The sequence below is a fragment of the Photobacterium ganghwense genome (genome assembly GCF_017329545.1).
GTDB classification, from domain to species: domain Bacteria; phylum Pseudomonadota; class Gammaproteobacteria; order Enterobacterales; family Vibrionaceae; genus Photobacterium; species Photobacterium ganghwense.
In genome coordinates this window covers 2,749,524-2,768,855 of record NZ_CP071325.1, presented here as the reverse complement: position 1 = coordinate 2,768,855, position 19,332 = coordinate 2,749,524, and the positions used below count along the sequence as shown (strand labels likewise).

The following is a 19,332-nucleotide window of genomic DNA, read 5'->3' as shown; positions in this document are numbered from 1 at the left end:
TAAGGGTTATTGCGTCACCGATTGGGCTTCCGGCTTGTTTACCAGCTTGGCGATGTCATCCATCACTTTCATCGCGGCCAGCGGGCCCCCGACGGAGGTCCACAGTGAGCCGTCCACAGCGGTAAACCGACCGGCGTTAATCGCGCTCAGCTGGCGGAAGGCAGGGGTATTTTCGGCTTGTTTCATGGCATCCACGGCTTCGCCGGACGTGCTGAGGGTGCCGATCACCATCCAGTCGCCGTCCAGCACTGATAACGCTTCCAGACTCAGTGACATGGAATGGGTATGCCCCGGATCTTGCTGGTTATCCGGACGTTTCATGCCGACATCGGCAATCACCTGACTGGCAAACGAATCGCGGAACATGTAAGCCGGTCCTTTCGGGTTCCAGCGTACGACGCTGATGGTCTGGCCTAGTCGGTCACCAATAGCCTGTTTGGTTTGCTCAGCATGTGACAGATAGCGCTGCATAAAGGAATCGGCATCCGCCTCGCGGTTCAGGATAGTGGCGGTGCGCTTGAAGACCTCTTTCCAGCTTTCGCCATAGTTGAACGTCACCACGGTCGGGGCAATTTCATTCAATAGCTCAATCACTTCCGGGCGGTTTGGCGCGGTCAGGATCAGATCCGGTTCCAGCTCCAGAATGGTTTCCAGGTTCGGGCGGGACAGATCGCCGACAATCTGAATGTCGCCCTTGATAGCCGGGGCGAGGTAGCGCGGCAGAGTTTGCTGACCACGGCCGTTAACGGTGCCGACCGGTGTCATACCGAGCGCCAGGGCGGTATCGAGGTCGATTTCGCTCAGGGTGATCACCCGTTTCGGGTGCAGGGGAACCGTAACTTTTTCGCCCAGGGCATTGTCAACGGTACGGGTATCGGCGGCAGTGGCCTGGCTCGCCATGCAGAACAGGGCCAATGCGGTAAACAGGCTTCGAAGCAACATAATACTCCTTATTATGCAAATCAGTGAATGAGATGAATCGTTCGCAATTGTACTTGATAAGGATATTGAGAACTATTTTTATTTATTTCTGTTCAGCGAAAAGGCGGGTTGATATCATGTCCAGCCTCGTCGATATACATGGAGTTGCAAGCGTGTCGAAACATCACCTTGTCTGGTTGGGAGCGGGCGTGGTTTGTGTCTGCTTTTTTTCGTTATTGTCTTTGTCGGTCGGAGCCGGAGAATACGGCGCAGCAGATGCGCTGGCGTACTATTTTTCAGCCATCAATCCGTCAGAGCACATGATCATGGTGATGGATACACTGCGACTGCCGCGCACACTGTGCGCCCTGATGGTCGGAGTCAGCCTGTCGCTGGCGGCGTCTTTACTGCAAAGCGCGACCCGCAATCCACTGGCTGAGCCGGGGTTGCTCGGGGTGAATGCCGGGGCAGTATTGGGGCTGGTGACCGGACTGACCTATTTTGGCGTCGAATCGGCGCAAGGGTATCTGGTCTGGTCCGGGCTGGGCGCGCTGACCGGCAACATCGTCGTGCTGCTGGTCGGTCATGTCATGGGCAAATCCAGCCCGCTCAAACTCATTCTGGTCGGGGTGGCAATGAATGCCACGTTTGGCGGTATCTCCAGTTTTATTCTCTTGTCGCATCAGGTGGTGCTGGATCAGTTCCGATTCTGGAACCTAGGCTCGCTGGCGGCTGCGGATATGGCATCCATGGCGATGGTCTCACCGTTTATGCTGGCCGCAGTCGTACTGACTTTTCTGCTGGCCCGTCAGCTCACCATGATGCAGCTGGGCGAGCAGCAGGCTCGCTCGCTGGGGATCAATACCCACTGGGTTCGTATTGGTGTCTTGCTGGCCTCAACCTTATTTACTGCCTGCGCTATTTCGGTTGCCGGGCCGATCAGTTTTGTCGGCTTCCTGGCGGCTTACTGTGCTCGCATGGTGGAGCCGGTGCGGCTGTCATTGCAGGTTGTGTTTTCGGCGCTGTTCGGCGTCTGCTTCATTATGGCCGCAGATATTCTGGCACGCTGGATGATTCAGCCGTATGAGATGCCAAACGGTGTACTGCTGGCGATGATTGGCGCCCCGGTATTGATTGGGGTGGTGCGACGGGGCGGTTTCCGCTCATTACTGGCCGTGAAGTAGGAGGAGTTGCTGATGGAAAAAGGGATGCAGCAAGTGATGCCAGCGCGCGCGCAACAATACACGCCGCCAGCTGCCGCACTGCCGGGGCAACACATACCGCACGGCAAATGGCTGTGGCGGTTGGGCCGTAAAACCCTGTTGGTGGAGCGTCGCGCCGTATGGATTGGAGCGCTGTTGCTGGTTGCGCTGATGGGCCTGAGCCTGCTGGCGATCAGCGTCGGTTCTGCCAAACTGACTCCCTGGCTGGCATTGAAAGCCCTGCTGGGGGAATCGACCCGGATGGTCGAGATCATGGTGTTCAAAATTCGTCTGCCCCGGGTGGTGGCCGTGCTGGTGGCCGGGGCCGCGATGGGGCTGTCCGGCTGCATGATTCAGACACTGGTTCGCAACCGGCTGGCTACCCCGGATATGGTCGGGGTGAATGAAGGGGCCACACTGGCTATCACCTTCTTTACGCTTTATCTCACGCTCGGGGCCTGGCCATGGTGGGCGGCGCCGCTCGGTGCGGTGGTGGCTGCCTTGATGCTGTACACCTTGTGCCGTAACCCCGGTGAGCAGGGATACTTGTTCGTGGTGATCGGTATCGGGGTGTCGGAGCTGATGCGGGCCGTAGGAGAGTTCCTGATGTCCACCGAATCGATTGTGCACGTCAGCAGCGTGTACTTCTGGACTATAGGGAACTTTGTCGGTCAGGGCTACAACGTCAGCCTGCCGGTGGCTGGATTGCTGGTGCTTATCTGTCCGGCCGTGATGTATTTCTCCCGCCAGTTGGCTGTGTTGCGGCTGGGCATCCCGACAGCGCAGAGCCTGGGGGTGAATGTCAATCGGGTGCAGGTAGCCATCCTGATGCTGGCGATTCTGGTCGCCGCGCTGGGCACCGCAATTGGCGGGCCGGTGGTGTTTATTGCGATGGCGGCGCCGATTATTGCGAGCTTCCTGCTCAAAGGACGGGTCGTCCCGCTCTGGACCGCCGCCATGCTGGGCGCACTGCTGCTGTTGCTGAGCGATACCCTGGTGCGGGTGCTGGCTGACCCCCATGAGGTGGCGACCGGCATCATGACCCGGATTCTGGGCGGCATCATGCTATTTATTTTTCTTCTGCGAGATAAAGGACAGGCAGACTAATGACAGCGTTAACGATGACAGGGGTAGGATTTTCCTACGAGAACAAAACCGTCCTCAAGGATGTTTCATTCCGCCTGGGTAAAGGAAAACTGGTCGGCATTGTCGGGCCGAACGGTGGGGGAAAATCGACCCTGCTGAAAATGATGGCCAAGCAACTGGTCCCGCAGCAGGGAAACATTACCTTAAACGGCACGTCACTGGCCGACTACTCAATGAAGGCGCTCGCCAGAGAGCTTGCTTTTTTGCCGCAGCAACCTATTAGCCCGGCGGGGATCACAGTCGAGCAACTGGTGCAGTATGGTCGTCATCCCCATCAGGGCTGGTTCAGTCAGTGGAGCGATGAGGACGCGGCACAGGTTGCCAACGCTATTAAATGGATGAAACTGGAAGGTCTGCTGCAACAGCCGGTGGCAAGCCTGTCCGGCGGCCAGCGTCAGCGTGCCTGGCTGGCGATGATTCTGGCTCAGGATACCGGCGTGATTCTGCTGGATGAGCCAACCAGCGCACTGGATATCGGTCATCAGATTGAAGTGATGGAAAGCATCAGCCAGATGGTGGCGGTAGGAAAAACCGTGGTGTTGGTGATCCATGATCTGGCGGCAGCAGCACGGTACTGCGATGAGCTGGTTGCTATTGGCGAGCAAGGCGTCGTGGCGGCAGGCCCGGTGCGCGAGGTGATCACCAAACCGATGATCGATAAGCTGTACAACACCCATGTGGATATTTTGCAGGCACCGTTTGATGATGCCCCAGTGATCGTGCCGCGCCGTCAGGCCGACTGGCAACGACTCACGGGTTGATGCTCTGACGGGCAGCGCTCTCCGACAGTTCATCAATCTCTGACGCGCACTGAGAAAAGCCAGCCGAATCGGCTGGCTTTTGGCTTTTATCAGTAACCGGTTTATCAGTGCCCCAAATGGCGTTAACCCTCGTTGGCAGCCAGCTGACGCGGGCAGCCCTGACGGCGTTGCTCAACCGCATCGGCCAGCATGGTCAGCAGGGTTTTGGTATCGTCCCAGCCGATACAGGCATCCGTAATGGACTGGCCGTAGGTCATCTCTGCCGCAATATCCTGACGGCCTTCAACCAGAAAACTCTCTGCCATTATGGCCGCAATGGCATGATTCCCGTTGCCAATCTGGCGACAGAGCTCTTCGGCAACCAGCAGTTGGCGCTGGTATTGCTTCAGGCTGTTACCGTGGCTGCAATCGATCATGACGCCGGTCATCAGCCCTTTGGCATGCAGCTGCTGTAGCGCATGACGGATATCATCTTCACTGTAATTTGGCGTCTTTCCGCCGCGCAGGATCAGATGACAATCCGGATTCCCGGTGCTGTTAACGGCGTAAAGCTGACCATCTTGTCCGACGGTGGTGTAAAGGTGCGGATGGCGGCTGGCGATCATTGCATCCATGGCAACACTGATATTGCCGTCAGTGCCGTTTTTGAACCCTACCGGGCAAGGTAGTCCGGACGTTTGCTGCCGGTGTGGCTGGGACTCGGTGGTTCTTGCGCCAATCGCGCCCCAGCTCATCAGATCGGCCAGATAGGTAAAGCTGGTGTTGTCGAGGAACTCAGTCGCGGTCGGCAGCCCCAGTGCGTTAATTTGGATCAGCAGCTCGCGAGCCTGATACAGCCCTTTGGTGATGTGATAGCTGCCATCCAGATCCGGATCAAACAGTAAGCCTTTCCAGCCAACGGTGGTACGCGGTTTTTCAAAATAGGCCCGCATCACGACCACTAACTGGTCCTGATGCTGCTCGGCGTACGCGGCCAGTTGTCGGGCATAGTCCAGCGCCGCTTTCGGGTCGTGAATGGAGCACGGACCAATCACCACCAGCAGGCGGTCATCGTGGCCGTGCAGGACATCCCGGATGGCCTTTCGCGAGGCAGAGATGTGTCCGGTGAGCGCCGGCGGGCAGGGAATATCCTGAGCCAGCGTGGCCGGGGTAGGCAGTGCCTGCCATGAGTGGGCTCGGATCACTGAAGGGTCAATAGCCATTGTTGGTTCCTTTGTTGTCATCGGTCGATGACATCACTCTTGTGCTTCCAGGCCTTTCAGCCTGACGTCGTTACAGGTGGTCGATTCTTATTCTTTATTATCAATTACTTCGTGGCGTCTGGCGTGATAGCTGTCTTCATCGTTACCAAAGCGCCAGTAGGGAATGGCGTAAACCTGTGAACGATCCACATCCAGCTCACGGCGGATGTAGCGCCGCAGACCCACGACGATCTGCTCTTCGCCACCCAGCCAGAAATAGCTGTCCGTGACATGGTGCTTGTCATTTTCAAGCTGCAGGCAGAACTGGTCGATCAGCGGCTGAACCTGATTGGGTTGACCAAAGAACCACTCAATCTTGACCCCTTCCGGGCAGACCAGATCCTGGAGATCGGTATGGTCAGGCACCTGCAAGGCGACATACCCCCGGCTGTCCGCAGGCATGTCTTCGAGCATGGCGGCAATAGCGGGCAGAGCGGTCAAATCACCGGCCAGGAAGTACTGTGAGGCCGGTTTGAGCATCGGGAACGGGCCGCCCGGCGGGGAGATACCAAGCTTATCGCCGGGGCGGGCGGCCAGGGCAAACCGAGAGGCTGGCCCGATATCGCCGTGCAGGGCAAAGTCGATATCTATCTCACCGACTTCACGGCGCAGGGCGCGTACCGAGAAGGTGCGCAGCAAAGGTTTGTCTTCCGCCGATGCCCATTTAGGGCCGCTTTCTGTCATCGCCGGCAACACCGGCTCGGACTGGTCTCCGTGGGCTAGCATGATCTTGATATGGGCGCCGTGGCTGCATGGCGGGTAGTGTGCCAGTTCAGGGGAGGTGAAGCAGATGCGCCGGTAGCGCGGGCCCAAATCCTGGACAGATTTCACGGTGAGTAACACCGGCTGACGTTTAACCGTGCTGTCATTTGCGGACATAGTGGCTCCTTAATCAATAATGATATCCATTCTCGTTTGATTATACATAAACTCAACAGTGTTAACAGTAAAAGCTCATCTAAGTTACTGAGATCACACCAGTTAAAACAAACAGTAACAGTAGTAACAATAAGGATTTGGGCAAGAGTTGTCTGTCTGATGAGGACAAAGGGCAGCTTTCTGAGCTTTAGTCACATAGCAGGTAAAAAGCTGTACGGAAAATAAAAAACAATAATAACAGGTATTTATTGGTTGTATTTAAGAGGGGCTGTGTTGAGCGCACAGCCTGTGCAGCTTTAGGCTTACCATAAGCCTAAAAGGTGTGCGAGGAGTGAGAAAGAGCAAAGTAGCAGTCATTTTTGTTATCGCGGCTGTTTCAACCATCAGGGCTGGGGGACGATAACAACCACCATGGCTTCGTTGCCATGAATGCCGGAACGCTCGCTGCTTCATGGGAATAGCGGTACACTTAGGCGGTTAACCCATGATGCCGCAGGGCTTTTTGACGGAATGTAAGGACTGGTTAATGACTGCCACCCCGAATGACACCAGCTATGTAGACAGCGATCTGCTGACTGAGATCGCCATTGCCTATTACCAGGACGGCGCGACCCAGGAAGAAATATCCAAAACCTTCGGCATGTCGAGGGCGAAAGTGGGCCGCTTGCTCCGCCGGGCACGGGATGAAGGAGTGGTGGAAATTACGGTAAAGTATCACCCGGTATTCAGCGAGAAACTCGAACAGCAGCTGATTGAGCGTTTTAACCTGAAACGTGCCCTGATTGCACTGGACCAGCCGGACGATGAAAGTCAGCGCCAGCAGGTTGCCAGTCTGGTTTCCAGCTACCTCTCTTCCGTTCTGACCGATGACATGGTGGTGACGGTAGGCCAGGGACGCAATATCGCCTCTATCGCCAATCATGTCGGCGTAGTGCCGCATCGCAACTGCCGTTTTGTCTGTGGTATCGGCGGTACGCACCGCTCAGGCAATGCCATCAATGCCGACCATATCTGCCGCCAGCTGGCCAAGAAATACGACGGGATCAGTGAAACCCTGTACGCCCCGGCGTATGTCGATGATATCAAAGTCAAAGAAGCCATCATGAAAAACGGCACGGTCAAAGAAACACTGGACCGTGCCCGCCGTGCGGATGTCGCGCTGGTTGGGGTCGGGGATATGAACGAGAACAGCCACATGGTCAAAATGGGCTGGTTTACCCCGCAGGAAATCGTAGAGGCGCGGATCCGGAAAGGGGTGGTAGGTGACATTGCCGGTTATGACTTTTTTGACAGTCAGGGTCGCCGAGCCGACACCATGATGAGCGACCGGGTGATTGGTCTGAGCATGGAAGAGCTGCGCCATATCCCGATTGTGGTGGTGACCGCCGCGGAAAACAGTAAAGCCCTGGCGCTGCTGGGCGCATTGCGATCCGGTGTGGTGGATGTGCTGGCCACCAGTGTCAGCAACGCCCTGACCATCCTCAATCTTGATCAACAAATGAAATAAAGGATCTGATGATGCCATTTCGGATCAGTTGAGATCAGGCTGCCTGCGGGCGGCCTTTTTTGAAAGGTGGGCCGGCGTTTTAACCGAGGGAGTTACCCTGCCTTCCGGCGAGCTTGCTAAGATTGATAAGGGGAAATAGGGAGCGCGCAATGTTAAAACGATATGTATGGATGCTGGCAGTCGTGGTCAGCCAGGCCGCATGGGCGAGTCCGTGGGAAAAAGTTAAAACCCCGAGTCACGGGGAATCGCAATCAATCGGGGGATACAGTAACGGTTGTCTGGCGGGCGGGCAGAGCCTGCCGCTGGAAGGGGATGGTTATCAGGTCATGCGATCTTATCGCGGGCGCTATTATGGCCATCAGGATATGATCAAGTTTCTGCACGATCTGGCTCACGGGGTGAACCAGCTTAAGCTGGGACAGCTGTTGGTCGGGGATATCGCGATGCCGCGGGGGGGACGCTTTGCCTCCGGGCACGCCAGTCATCAGACCGGGCTGGATGCAGATATCTGGCTGAAGCTGTCGGATAAACCGCTGAGTGATGAAGAGCTGATTGATGTGCAGCCACTACCGATGGTGCACCTTAAGCAGTACCGCATCAACAAGAAAAACTGGGGTGATAAACAGGCGCTGATGATTCAGCTCGCGGCCGCAGATGAACGTGTGGCGCGGATTTTTGTCCATCCGGTGATCAAAGAGCAGCTGTGCCAGCGGGAATGGAAAGAACGTGACTGGCTGCGGAAAGTCAGGCCGTGGTGGGGCCATTACTACCACTTCCATGTCCGGCTGAATTGCCCGGAAGGTGATACCAGCTGTAAGGCGCAGATGCCGCCCCCGCCGGGTGATGGCTGCGGCGCGGAACTGGCTTCCTGGCGGCCTAAACCTAAACCGGTCACCAAAGAGAAACCGAAGGCGGTTGCCAAGGTGAAAAAGAAACCGCCGGTAGTACCACCGGCCCAGTGCGTGGCTTTACTGCAAAAAGACAGCTGAAACCCATCTGGTATCCGAATGCGTCTTTCGATGGTGAAGGGGGGGCTGTCTGTGATAGGAAGGCAAATCAGCATTTAAACCATACAAAAAAAGCGCCCGACAGGGCGCTTTTTGATGGCAAAACCAGTGGATTCACACCAGACCTTGCAGGGTGACGAACTTCTCTAGCAGCTCGTCTTCGGTCTCGATGTGTTCCGGGTCAGTAATAATACAGTTGGTGATCGGGCAGACCGACTGACAGGTCGGTTTGTCGTAGTGCCCTTTACACTCGGTACATCTGTCCGGGTCAATCTCATAGATTTCCGGACCCATGGAGATCGCGTCGTTCGGACACTCCGGATCACACATGTCGCAGTTGATGCACTTTTCTGTAATTAGCAATGCCATTGCGATTAGTTACCGTCTTTAGGACCGTGAGGATTACGGGTGTTCTCACCGGCATTCAGGTTGCGCATCAGCAGACCGAATTCCAGATCCATATCCTGAGGTACCGGGATAAAGACAAAGTGGCCGTTACCTTTGGCATCGGTGATCACTTCAGACTTACGGTTTTCCATGGTCTCCAGGGTGAAGATCACGTTGCCTTTCGGGGTCATCAGCTCCATGCTGTCGCCCACAACGAATTTGTTCTTCACTTCTACTTCTGCCAGATCACCGCGGCGTTTGCCGGTGAACTCACCCACAAACTGCTGGGTGTCAGAAATAGAGTAGCCGTACTCGTAGTTCTGGTAGGCATCGTGCGTGTGACGGCGCAGGAAACCTTCGGTGTAACCACGGTGAGCCAGGCTCTCCAGAGTACCCATCAGGGTTTCATCAAATGGCTTACCGGCGACAGCATCATCAATCGCTTTGCGGTATACCTGAGCGGTACGGGCACAGTAGTAGAACGACTTGGTACGGCCTTCGATTTTCAGTGAGTGAACACCCATCTTCGTCAGACGCTCAACGTGCTGAACAGCACGCAGGTCTTTTGAGTTCATGATGTAAGTGCCGTGCTCGTCTTCAAACGCTGCCATTTTCTCATCCGGGCGGTGAGATTCGCTCAGCAGCACCACTTCGTCAGTTGGCTTGCCTTTACCGATTGCCACTTCCGGACGCTCTGGCTCTTGCATCTGAACGGCAGAGGCTTCCTGAATTTCCACGATTTGCCCCGCGTCATCTTCAGTTGCTTTCTCGGCTTTGTATTCCCAGCGGCAGGCGTTGGTGCAGGTACCCTGGTTCGGGTCACGCTTGTTCATGTAGCCAGACAGCAGGCAACGGCCAGAGTACGCCATACACAGTGCACCGTGTACGAACACTTCCAGCTCGGTTTCCGGACAGTGTTCACGAATTTCTTCGATCTCTTCCAGTGACAGCTCACGAGATACGATCACGCGCTCAACGCCTTGAGTTGCCCAGAATTTCACGGTTGCCCAGTTAACGGCGTTCGCCTGAACTGACAGGTGAATTGGCATATGCGGGAAGTTTTCACGCACCATCATGATCAGACCCGGGTCAGACATGATCAACGCATCCGGGCCCATCTCAACGATAGGAGCCAGGTCACGGATGAACGTTTTCAGCTTAGAGTTATGCGGCTGAATGTTACATACCACGTACAGTTTCTTACCCTGCGCGTGCGCCTCGTCGATACCGATTTTCAGGTTTTCGTGGTTGAACTCGTTGTTACGAACACGAAGGCTGTAACGTGGCTGGCCGGCGTACACGGCATCTGCGCCGTAGGCAAATGCGTAACGCATGTTTTTCAGGCTGCCCGCAGGCGATAACAATTCAGGTTTAAACATAGCTCTTATAATCCAGTGTCTGATTGCAAATCAGGCCGTATCACTCGGGATACGGAGTTGAGGCGGGATTTTACTGTGATCCCACCCACAAAGGCAATGGATAGAGGGAAATGAGGTAGGAATCCTGATGGCGGGCGGTGCTGTTGCTCGAAAGGGAAGGCCACCGGCTAACCGAAAACAACCGGTTGGGATGACAGGAGCCGATACACAGGCGGCAAACAAACGATGGGTGACCCGTGGGGGCGGGATAGCAAAAGGCGACCTGTGGTCGCCTTTTTTCTTTGAATGTTGGTGTTCTTTGAGTGCTGTTTTTTTGTGGCCGGTATTTTTGCGACAGGAGTCGTGTGGTGCCAACCGATCAGGCTTTGGCTTCCAGGCCGCCCAGCACGTCAAACAGGTTTGGCAGGAAAGCGGAAAACTCACCAGCCATCAGAGACAGGTCAGCATCCAGGCGATGCGCCATGTCTTCCCTGTCGATATCGTCGTTCTGATCGCGCAGTTCGTCGGAGAACTTCAGGCGTTTTACCGACAGGTCTTCGTTCAGCACGAAGTCAATGCGATCCTGCCAGTTCATTGCCAGCTTGGTGACCAGTTTGTCTGCTTCAATGTGCGCCAGAATTTCATCGCACGACAGATCCTGTTGCTTACAGCGAATCACGCCGCCGTCTTCCAAAATCGCTTTCAGCTCGGCTTCTTCACCAATGGTGAAGCCGTTAGGTGATTCGTTGCTGCGTACCCACTCGGTCATGGTCAGTTCAGCCGGTTTTTCCGGGGTAACTGGTACAACCGGCAGGCTGCCCATTGATTTACGCAGCAGGCCCAACAGTTCCTCGGCCTTCTTGAAGCTGCCGGCATCAACCACGATATAGCCTTCTTTTGGCATGATCAGAGCGTAAGTCTGGGAGCGACGGCTGAACGCGCGCGGCAGCAGATCCATCACGATTTCATCTTTCAGAGTGTCTTTTTCGCTTTTCTTCAGCTTACGCCCTTGTTCGATTTCCATCGCCTCGATTTTCTCGCTCAGTGATTCTTTGATCACCGATGACGGCAGCATTTTTTCTTCTTTACGGGCACAGATCAGGATGTTGTCACCGGCCACATGGGTAAACATATCACCGTGTTTACCCAGGGCGTGTACCCAGCCAAATTTCTGCATGTCCTGGCTGCCACATGGCGTAAAACGGAATTCTTCCAGTTGCTGTTCCAGTTGGTCAGGGTTGATGTCGATTTCGCGGCTGAAGCGATAGGTAAGTACGTTTTTAAACCACATCATGGCTGTTACAGATCCTAGGTTGTGCATTTGGCTGTCAATCTTATTGCATTGATAAAAGAATGTCGTTGGTTTTCTCGGCCACCGGGTTGGGCGAAAGAAAAAGTGCGGTACAATCTCACGCAGTTTTCCAACTCGGCATATAGATTTGTAATGAAGATTCTCCATACCTCCGACTGGCATCTGGGTCATCAGCTGCATGGTTACAACCGGGATTTCGAACATCAGGCATTTCTTGACTGGCTGGCAGACACACTGGAAGCCCGCCAGGCCGATGCATTGCTGGTGGCCGGGGACATTTTTGATACGGCCAATCCGCCGGCCAGTGCCTGGCGCATGTTGTACCGTTTTCTAGCCCGGCTGGCGAAAAACCTGCCGAACCTGAATGTGGTGATGATTGGCGGCAACCACGATTCGCCAAGTAAGCTGGATGCCCCGCATGAATTGCTGAAAGCGTTTGACCTGCATATCGTCGGGGGGATTCATCGCCGTGAAGATGGCGAGCTGGACACCGAACGTATGTTGGTGCCGCTGACCGACGCCTCCGGGCAGCAGGCAGCCTGGGTGCTGGCGGTCCCGTTTTTGCGCAGTGCCGATCTGCGTACGGATGGTCTGAGTGAAGAGGATGATCGCCTGATCAAGGGGGTCGAAACCCTGTATGGAGAAGTGACCGCCGCGGCGCGGCATGGCCGCCAGCCGAATCAGGCATTGATCGGGATGGGACATGCTTACATGGCCTCGGGCAAGCTGTCAGAGATGTCAGAGCGTCGGGTACTGGGCGGGAACCAGCATGCCTTACCGGCGTCCATTTTTGCTGAGGACCTGAGCTATGTGGCGCTCGGGCATCTGCATTTGGCGCAACGGGTCGCCAAGCAGGAGCACATCCGCTACAGCGGCTCGCCGCTGCCGTTGTCCATGTCAGAGCGGGGCTACAACCACCAGGTGGTGCTGGTTGACTTCGACGGGGCCGATGTGACGGCGATTGAGCCGGTCTCAGTGCCGCGCGTGGTGGACATGCTCAAGGTTCCGGCGTCACCGGCACCGCTGGCCCAGGTAATTGAAGAGCTGAGCGCGCTGGACGTGGAAGACAAGCCGCGCGAGCAGCAGCCGTTTCTGGAAGTGCATGTTTTGCTTGATAAGCCACAAGCCCTGCTGCGGGAAAAAATCATGGCAGCCTTGGATGGCAAAGCCGTGCGTCTGGCCAAAATTACGCCTCATTATCCGGCGACCCAGACCCAGCAGGGACTGGGGCACCGTCGTCTGTCTGATGTGACGCCACAGCAAGTGTTCAACCTGAGCTGGACGCAGAAATATCAGGGCGAACCGGATGAGGCGATGACGGCCGCGTTTGAGCAGCTGCTGATCAATGTCGAAGAAGATGAAGCGAATTTGTAATACAGCCACCGAGTAAATGAATAGAGCACAACAACGATGAAAATACTTGCGCTACGTGGTGAAAACCTTGCCAGTCTGCAGCAACCGTTTGAGATCGATTTTGCCGGTGGCCGGCTGGGCGAAGCCGGTTTGTTTGCCATCACCGGTAAGACCGGGGCCGGAAAATCCACGCTGCTGGATGCCATCTGTCTGGCGCTGTACGACCGCATTCCCCGCCTGCAATCGAACAAGAAAAACGATGCTGAAATTGGTCGCGATGATGAGTCGAACCGGATCAAGGCCAATGACGTGCGCAGCATTCTGTCGCGCGGCAAAGCCGAAGGCTACGCCGAGGTGGATTTCATGGCCAATGACGGCACCGCCTGGCGGGCCCACTGGCATGTGCGCCGCGCTCGGAGCAAGGCGGACGGCCGTATTCAGGCCGCGGAACAATGGCTGGAAAACCTCGACACCGGACAGCGTTTTGCCGGTAAAAAAGCCGAGCTGCAGACGGAGATTGAGCGCCTGATTGGCCTGACGTTTGAACAGTTCCGCCGGGCGGTAATGCTGCCGCAGGGGGAATTTGCCGCGTTCCTTAAAGCCGGATCCGACGAGCGTGCCGCTCTGCTCGAACGCATGACCGGCGGTGAGATTTACGGCCGCCTGTCCGTCGCGGCCTATGAACGCGCCCGGGACGAAAAACAGAAACTGACTCAGCTTCAGGCGCAGCTGGGGGACATTGAACTGCTGGATGATGAGCAAAAGGCCGAGTTATCCGCTCAATTGGAACAGTTCAAAGCGCAGCTGCAAGGTATCGATCAATCACTGACGGCGCTGGCGCAGCATCAGCAGGCGCTGGAGACCGAAGCGCGCCTGGCGCAGCAATGCGCGGATGCGCAGCAGGCCCGCCAGCAAGCAGAACAACAGCACCAGGAGGCGGCTCCCCGTCGTGAAACACTGGTACAGATAGCCAAAGCGCAACCGGCCAGACACGATTTTTCCCTGCTGCAGAAAACCCGGTTGCAGTTGGCGAAGCTGGAAACCTCAATCACCAATGCCCAGCAAAGTCTGGTTCAGGACAAGCAGCAGCTGGTCAATGCCGATGGCGCGGTGCAGCAGGCCCGCACAGCCCTGAACATCGCCCGCCAGCAGTGGGAAGCGCTGGAGCCGAAACTCAAGCAGGTCACGGTACTGGATGAACAACTGGCGGCAACCCAGCGTCAGTTGAGTGCTATTGAGGCTGAGTTCCAGCAGCATCAGAATGACTGTCAGCGCCAGCAAACTGCTCTGGACGAGAAAAAACGCCAGCAGTTGCAGTGGCGAACCCGTCAGCATCAGTTGCGGATCCAGCTCGAGCAATATCATGAACTGGCCGGTGTCGCGGAGCAGTATCAGCCGGTTCTGGATAACCTGGATCAGTACCTCTCGGCGCATCGCACCTTAGGCCGTCTGGCTCAGGAAAAGCAGCAGATCCTGCATGAGCAGCAATCGCAGTCTCGCAATTTTGCGCTGCTGGAGCAGCAACAAAAAGAGGTGAGCGGTCACTTAGGCGAGCTTGAGCAGCAGCTGACCCGACTGGATCTGGCGCAACAAGAGCAGCAGCTGGCCGACAGCCAGAAACGATACAACGACAAGCAAGCCGAACTCGATACCCTGCGCCAGGCGATGTCCGGCACCAAAGAGTGGGCCGGGCTGCTGGAGCAGACGGAAAAACTGCAGGGTGAGCGACAAGAGTTGACTGAGTATCTGACTCAGGTGGAGCAGCGACTGGCGGCACTGGCTCCGGCGATGGAGCAGTTGCGGGCCCGGTATCAGGAAGCCGAGCAGCAGTTCCAGCATAGTCTGGCCGTGGTGAACCTTTCGGAGTACCGCAGCCAGCTTAAGCCTGATACCCCGTGCCCGTTGTGTGGTTCGGAAGATCATCCGTACGCCGCGCAGCATCCGGTGGTTGAAGGCTTGCTGCACCAACAGCAACAACGCCTGCGTGAACTGCAGCAGCAACTGCAGGACGGAGAAGGAGAACGCCGCCACCTGCAACAGCAGTTACCACACGGTCAGCAGCGTCTGGCGGTGATTGATAATGAGTTGCACCGTTTCCGTCAGTATCAGGATCAACTGCTGGCTCCGCTGCTGGATGTGCTCAAACAACTGGAGCTGGAGGAGAGCCTGACGGTGTCACCGGACACCGCCCGGCTGAACGACCAATTACGCCAATGGCAGCAGGACGCTGAGCAGGCTTACCGTGACATCCGTTTGCAGCAGCAGGCGATGGAACTGGCCCAGCAGCAGATTCAGCACGGGCGTCATCTGCAACATCAGCAACATCAGTTGCAGCAGGCCGCCACGGAAATGAAAGAGCGTCAGCACCAGCTGGAGCAGAGTGCGACTCAGTGGAAAGAACGACTGCAGTCGATTGAGCAACAGAGCGAGACCCAACAGGTGATTCTGGCGGCTCGCAGTGAGGCACTGAACGAGCAGTACGGCAGCAACCAGTGGCTGCAGATGCTGCGTCAGCACGGTTCGGAGCAGTATATTCATCAGCTGAAACAACAGGTTGAACATTATCTTTCCGGTAAGAAAGAGCTGGAGCAGACCGAGCAGCAATTGACGGAACTGGCACCGCAGTTGGCAGAACTGGAAGCCGGACTGGCGGCAGGCTATCGCCAACTGGCGGAATGGCAGCAGAAAGCGGCGACGTTGCAGCAGCAGGCGGAATCTACCTGGCAGCAACGGGTCGCTATCATCGGTGAGCAGAATGCTGACAGCCTGGCGGCCCAGCACAAAGCCGCTATGTCTGAGGCCCAGCAGCGACTGACTGAAACGGAGCAGGCGCAGCGCCAGGCCGGTGAGAAAGTGGCCGCCGCCGAGGCAGCGCTGACAGGCTGGCAGCAGCAGGAAAAAGAGACGGCAGCGGAGCACCGTCAGGTGGTTCATGACTGGCTGGGCTGGCAGGAAAAGCTGGGACTGAATGAACATCAGCTGATGCAGTTGCTGAGTAAAGATGAACACTGGCAGGAGCAAGAGCAGGCGGCCCTGAAGGCGCTGGATGATGCGCTCACCCAGGCGGCGTCAGTGCTGAAGGAGCGGCAGCGCGCCATTGAGCTGCATCAGGCTGCAGCCGATGCTGCTCGTGACTGGGGCGAGGCTTTTGAGTTGGCCCTGAATTCGGCAGAGCCGATCAGCGTCCAGCTGGCACCGTTGCAGACCCAGTGGCAGCAGGACAAAGCCGGACTGGAAGAGCAGATCTTCCGGCTGCGTCAACGGCTGGTACAGGCTGAACAGGCACTGCAGCAGGCCGGGGAGCTGACCGAGAAGCTGGCGGCGCAGCAACAGCAGACTGAACTGTGGGGTCAGATGAGCGAGCTGATTGGCTCAGCAACCGGCAACAAGTTCCGCACGCTGGCACAGGGACTGACCCTGCAGCAGCTGGTGGTGTTGGCCAATGAGCATTTGCAGGAGCTGGCTCCGCGTTACGCGCTGCAACCGGTTCCGGGCAGCCCGCTAGCCTTGCAGGTGATTGACCACGACATGGGCGACGAAGTGCGCAGCGTGGAATCTCTGTCAGGCGGGGAAAGTTTCCTGGTGTCGCTGGCTCTGGCGTTGGCGTTGGCCTCCCTCGCGGCCGATACCCGCCAACTGGGGTCACTGTTTATTGACGAAGGTTTTGGTACGCTGGACCCGGACAGCCTGGAAATGGCACTGTCCTGCCTGGATGCGCTGCAGGCCGATGGACGTCAGATCGGCGTGATCTCCCATGTCAGCACGCTGGTGGAGCGTATCGGGGTGCAGGTTTGCGTTGAAGCGCAGGGCGGGGGACGGAGTAAAATAGCGGTCAAAGGTTAAGCGCCTGATTGAATATTGTACGGCTAGGTTGTGAGCTTGATTCACAACCTGGTTTGTATGACAGTTTCATATACAACAGGTTACGTTTTTCTCCGGGCTAGTCACAAAAGTGTCATACTTTACACACATAATGGCGCTCGAAAGACAGCAACTAAGTAGGTAATGAACATTATGGTAAGACGGATTCTTGTTGTAGAGGACGAAGCACCAATCCGCGAAATGCTCTGTTTTGTTCTTGAACAAAAAGGCTATCAGGCTATTGAAGCTGAGGATTACGACACGGCGCTGGAAAAGATTTGCGAGCCGTACCCTGAGCTGGTTCTGCTTGACTGGATGCTGCCTGGCGGTTCCGGTATCAACCTGATTAAACACCTGAAACGCGATGAAGTAACACGCCAGATTCCGGTCGTGATGCTGACGGCGCGGGGTGAGGAAGAAGATAAAGTCCGCGGACTGGAAGTCGGTGCGGATGACTACATCACCAAGCCTTTTTCTCCGAAAGAACTGATGGCACGGCTGAAAGCCGTGATGCGTCGGGTATCCCCGACTTCGCTGGATGATGTGATTGATGTCCAGGGGCTGAAGTTGGATCCGGTCTCACACCGTGTGACCTCGAACGAGCAGCCGTTGGAGATGGGGCCGACTGAATTTAAGATGCTGCATTTCTTCATGACGCATCAGGAGCGGGTGTACAGTCGTGAACAGCTGCTGAACAATGTCTGGGGAACCAATGTGTATGTCGAAGACCGTACGGTCGATGTTCACATCCGTCGCCTGCGTAAGGCGCTGGAAGCACATGGTCACGATAAGCTGGTGCAGACTGTACGTGGTGCCGGGTATCGTTTCTCAACACGGGTTTAGTGGTTTTCAAAGCAGTAACAGACAGCGGGAGTGACCTGAATGCTCCGCTGTCACGGAGTAAACAATGGTTGAGCGGCTGTCGTGGAAAAAGTTGGTCTGGGAACTGATCCTTTTCTACTTGCCTTGGGTGGCCCTGGGAATGATCTTTGGCTATATGCCTTGGTTCTTGCTGGTGGCAACATGGATCCAACTTATCTGGCATTTTCATAATCAGCTGAAAATGTCCAACTGGCTGTGGAAAGAGCGCAGCCTGACACCGCCTTCCGGCTCGGGCAGCTGGGAACCTCTGTTTAACGGGATTTACCGGCTGCAACAGCGCAACCGTCGCCGCCGCAAAGAACTGGCAACTCTGATCCGCCGCTTCCGCAATGGTGCGGAATCCCTTCCTGATGCTGTTGTTGTCTTTCGCAGCGAAGGGAACATCGTCTGGTGTAACAAGCTGGCGCAGGATCTGCTGGGATTCCGTTGGCCGGATGATGCCGGGCAGCCGATCAGTAATCTGTTGCGCAGTCCGGATTTTGTCCGCTATCTGGCCGGACGCTCCTTTGATATGCCGCTGGAAATTACCTCGCCCTTTAATTTTGACCGCACGTTGGAGCTGCGTATCATGCCGTATACCGAAGGGGAATACCTGATGGTGGTACGTGATGTGTCGCAGGTGAAGCAGCTTGAGGGGATGCGCCGCAACTTCTTTGCTAACGTTTCCCATGAACTGCGTACCCCGATGACGGTGCTGCAGGGGTATCTGGAAATGTCCAAAGATCCGGATATGCTGGTTGGCCCGATGTGGGATAAAGCCCATGGCGTCATGACTGAGCAGTTAAGCCGAATGAACTCACTGGTGGAGCAACTGCTGACCCTGTCGAAGATTGAGGCGGCCCCGAATATCGAGCTGGAAGAAACCATCGATGTACCGGCAATGCTGGAAATCCTGGAAAAAGAAGCGGTGTCTCTCAGCGGTGGTGATGAGCACCTGTTCACTTTTGAAGTTGATAAAAGCCTCAAAGTACGTGGTGATGAAGATCAGCTGCGCAGTGCGATTTCTAACCTGGTGTACAACGCGGTGAAACACACCCCGACCAATGCGGAAGTCAAAGTACGCTGGTTCCTGTCTCCGGGCGGGCCACGGCTGGAAGTGATTGACCACGGGCAGGGCATTGAACCGCAGCACATTCACCGCCTGACGGAACGTTTCTACCGGGTGGATAAGGCCCGCTCTCGGGAAACCGGGGGAAGCGGTCTGGGGCTGGCTATTGTGAAACATGCTCTGAGTCACCATGACTCGCACCTGGAAATTGAAAGTGTGGTGGGGGAAGGCAGTACGTTCTCCTTTACCCTGCCACAGCGCCTGGTTGCCAAAGCGGCCTGAGCGCAAATACATCAGTGACTCTTAGCGGCCCTTGTGGCCGCTTTTGCCGTATTTAAGGAGTAAGCCGTCTTGAGGACGAGAGGGAAAGTCGCCCTGTACCAACTGCGTCGCCTCGCTCATTGGCCACGGGCATTGTGTACCCGTCTGTCAGCCGAGGTTTTGTCATCCGGATTTCTGTCGGCCGG

General features: G+C 56.1%; 15 protein-coding genes. 9 read left to right on the top strand and 6 right to left on the bottom strand.

The genetic code is table 11. The features are described 5' to 3' along the window. Nucleotides 1-6: 6 nt before the first annotated feature. On the bottom strand, nucleotides 7-942 hold the full coding sequence (locus FH974_RS12595; RefSeq protein WP_047886557.1) for an ABC transporter substrate-binding protein: 936 nt from the start codon (nucleotides 940-942) through the stop codon (nucleotides 7-9). A gap of 152 nt (nucleotides 943-1,094) precedes the next feature. Between FH974_RS12595 and FH974_RS12590 the strand changes: the two genes are divergently transcribed. Genes FH974_RS12590 through FH974_RS12580 form a run of 3 tightly spaced genes read left to right on the top strand, consistent with a single transcriptional unit; the run spans nucleotide 1,095 to nucleotide 4,030 of the window. After that, nucleotides 1,095-2,105: a FecCD family ABC transporter permease gene (locus FH974_RS12590; protein WP_277991772.1), complete on the top strand. Its 1,011-nt coding sequence runs from the start codon at nucleotides 1,095-1,097 to the stop codon at nucleotides 2,103-2,105. Nucleotides 2,106-2,117: 12 nt separating this feature from the next. Continuing rightward, complete coding sequence (locus tag FH974_RS12585; RefSeq protein WP_107193812.1) at nucleotides 2,118-3,230, top strand: FecCD family ABC transporter permease; 1,113 nt, start codon at nucleotides 2,118-2,120, stop codon at nucleotides 3,228-3,230. Next, nucleotides 3,230-4,030, top strand: coding sequence for an ABC transporter ATP-binding protein (locus tag FH974_RS12580; protein ID WP_047886559.1), 801 nt, complete (start codon nucleotides 3,230-3,232; stop codon nucleotides 4,028-4,030). The genes FH974_RS12585 and FH974_RS12580 overlap by 1 nt, the downstream gene beginning before the upstream one ends. A gap of 122 nt (nucleotides 4,031-4,152) precedes the next feature. Here the strand turns inward: FH974_RS12580 and FH974_RS12575 are convergent, their stop codons facing one another. After that, nucleotides 4,153-5,232: a 3-deoxy-7-phosphoheptulonate synthase gene (locus FH974_RS12575; protein ID WP_047886560.1), complete on the bottom strand. Its 1,080-nt coding sequence runs from the start codon at nucleotides 5,230-5,232 to the stop codon at nucleotides 4,153-4,155. Nucleotides 5,233-5,319: 87 nt separating this feature from the next. Further along, entirely contained in the window at nucleotides 5,320-6,150 is an 831-nt protein-coding gene (locus tag FH974_RS12570) for a siderophore-interacting protein (RefSeq protein WP_047886561.1), read from the bottom strand. A gap of 526 nt (nucleotides 6,151-6,676) precedes the next feature. Between FH974_RS12570 and FH974_RS12565 the strand changes: the two genes are divergently transcribed. Together FH974_RS12565 and mepA are read left to right on the top strand one after the other, a co-directional pair. Continuing rightward, nucleotides 6,677-7,657 (top strand): sugar-binding transcriptional regulator, encoded by a 981-nt coding sequence (locus FH974_RS12565; protein ID WP_047886562.1) that lies wholly within the window; start codon nucleotides 6,677-6,679, stop codon nucleotides 7,655-7,657. Between the two features lie 149 nt (nucleotides 7,658-7,806). Next, on the top strand, nucleotides 7,807-8,646 hold the full coding sequence (gene mepA, locus FH974_RS12560) for a penicillin-insensitive murein endopeptidase (RefSeq protein WP_047886563.1): 840 nt from the start codon (nucleotides 7,807-7,809) through the stop codon (nucleotides 8,644-8,646). Between the two features lie 132 nt (nucleotides 8,647-8,778). Here the strand turns inward: mepA and FH974_RS12555 are convergent, their stop codons facing one another. The 3 genes from FH974_RS12555 to rdgC all read right to left on the bottom strand — a co-directional run bounded on the left by FH974_RS12555 (nucleotide 8,779) and on the right by rdgC (nucleotide 11,700). After that, nucleotides 8,779-9,033 carry a YfhL family 4Fe-4S dicluster ferredoxin gene (locus tag FH974_RS12555; protein ID WP_047886564.1) on the bottom strand — a complete coding sequence of 85 codons (255 nt, stop codon included), beginning with the start codon at nucleotides 9,031-9,033 and terminating at the stop codon, nucleotides 8,779-8,781. Between the two features lie 5 nt (nucleotides 9,034-9,038). After that, nucleotides 9,039-10,430 (bottom strand): prephenate-dependent tRNA uridine(34) hydroxylase TrhP, encoded by a 1,392-nt coding sequence (gene trhP, locus FH974_RS12550; RefSeq protein ID WP_047886565.1) that lies wholly within the window; start codon nucleotides 10,428-10,430, stop codon nucleotides 9,039-9,041. A gap of 358 nt (nucleotides 10,431-10,788) precedes the next feature. Continuing rightward, nucleotides 10,789-11,700 (bottom strand): recombination-associated protein RdgC, encoded by a 912-nt coding sequence (rdgC, locus tag FH974_RS12545; protein ID WP_207103717.1) that lies wholly within the window; start codon nucleotides 11,698-11,700, stop codon nucleotides 10,789-10,791. 153 nt (nucleotides 11,701-11,853) lie between these two features. On the opposite strand from rdgC, the gene FH974_RS12540 reads away from it, so the two are divergent. The 4 genes from FH974_RS12540 to phoR all read left to right on the top strand — a co-directional run bounded on the left by FH974_RS12540 (nucleotide 11,854) and on the right by phoR (nucleotide 19,147). Next, nucleotides 11,854-13,095: an exonuclease SbcCD subunit D C-terminal domain-containing protein gene (locus FH974_RS12540; RefSeq protein ID WP_047886567.1), complete on the top strand. Its 1,242-nt coding sequence runs from the start codon at nucleotides 11,854-11,856 to the stop codon at nucleotides 13,093-13,095. 36 nt (nucleotides 13,096-13,131) lie between these two features. Continuing rightward, entirely contained in the window at nucleotides 13,132-16,917 is a 3,786-nt protein-coding gene (locus FH974_RS12535) for an AAA family ATPase (RefSeq protein ID WP_207103318.1), read from the top strand. Nucleotides 16,918-17,088: 171 nt separating this feature from the next. Beyond that, nucleotides 17,089-17,778 carry a phosphate regulon transcriptional regulator PhoB gene (phoB, locus tag FH974_RS12530; protein WP_047886569.1) on the top strand — a complete coding sequence of 230 codons (690 nt, stop codon included), beginning with the start codon at nucleotides 17,089-17,091 and terminating at the stop codon, nucleotides 17,776-17,778. A 64-nt stretch (nucleotides 17,779-17,842) separates the two neighbouring features. Further along, entirely contained in the window at nucleotides 17,843-19,147 is a 1,305-nt protein-coding gene (phoR, locus tag FH974_RS12525) for a phosphate regulon sensor histidine kinase PhoR (RefSeq protein ID WP_047886570.1), read from the top strand. Nucleotides 19,148-19,332 lie beyond the last annotated feature (185 nt).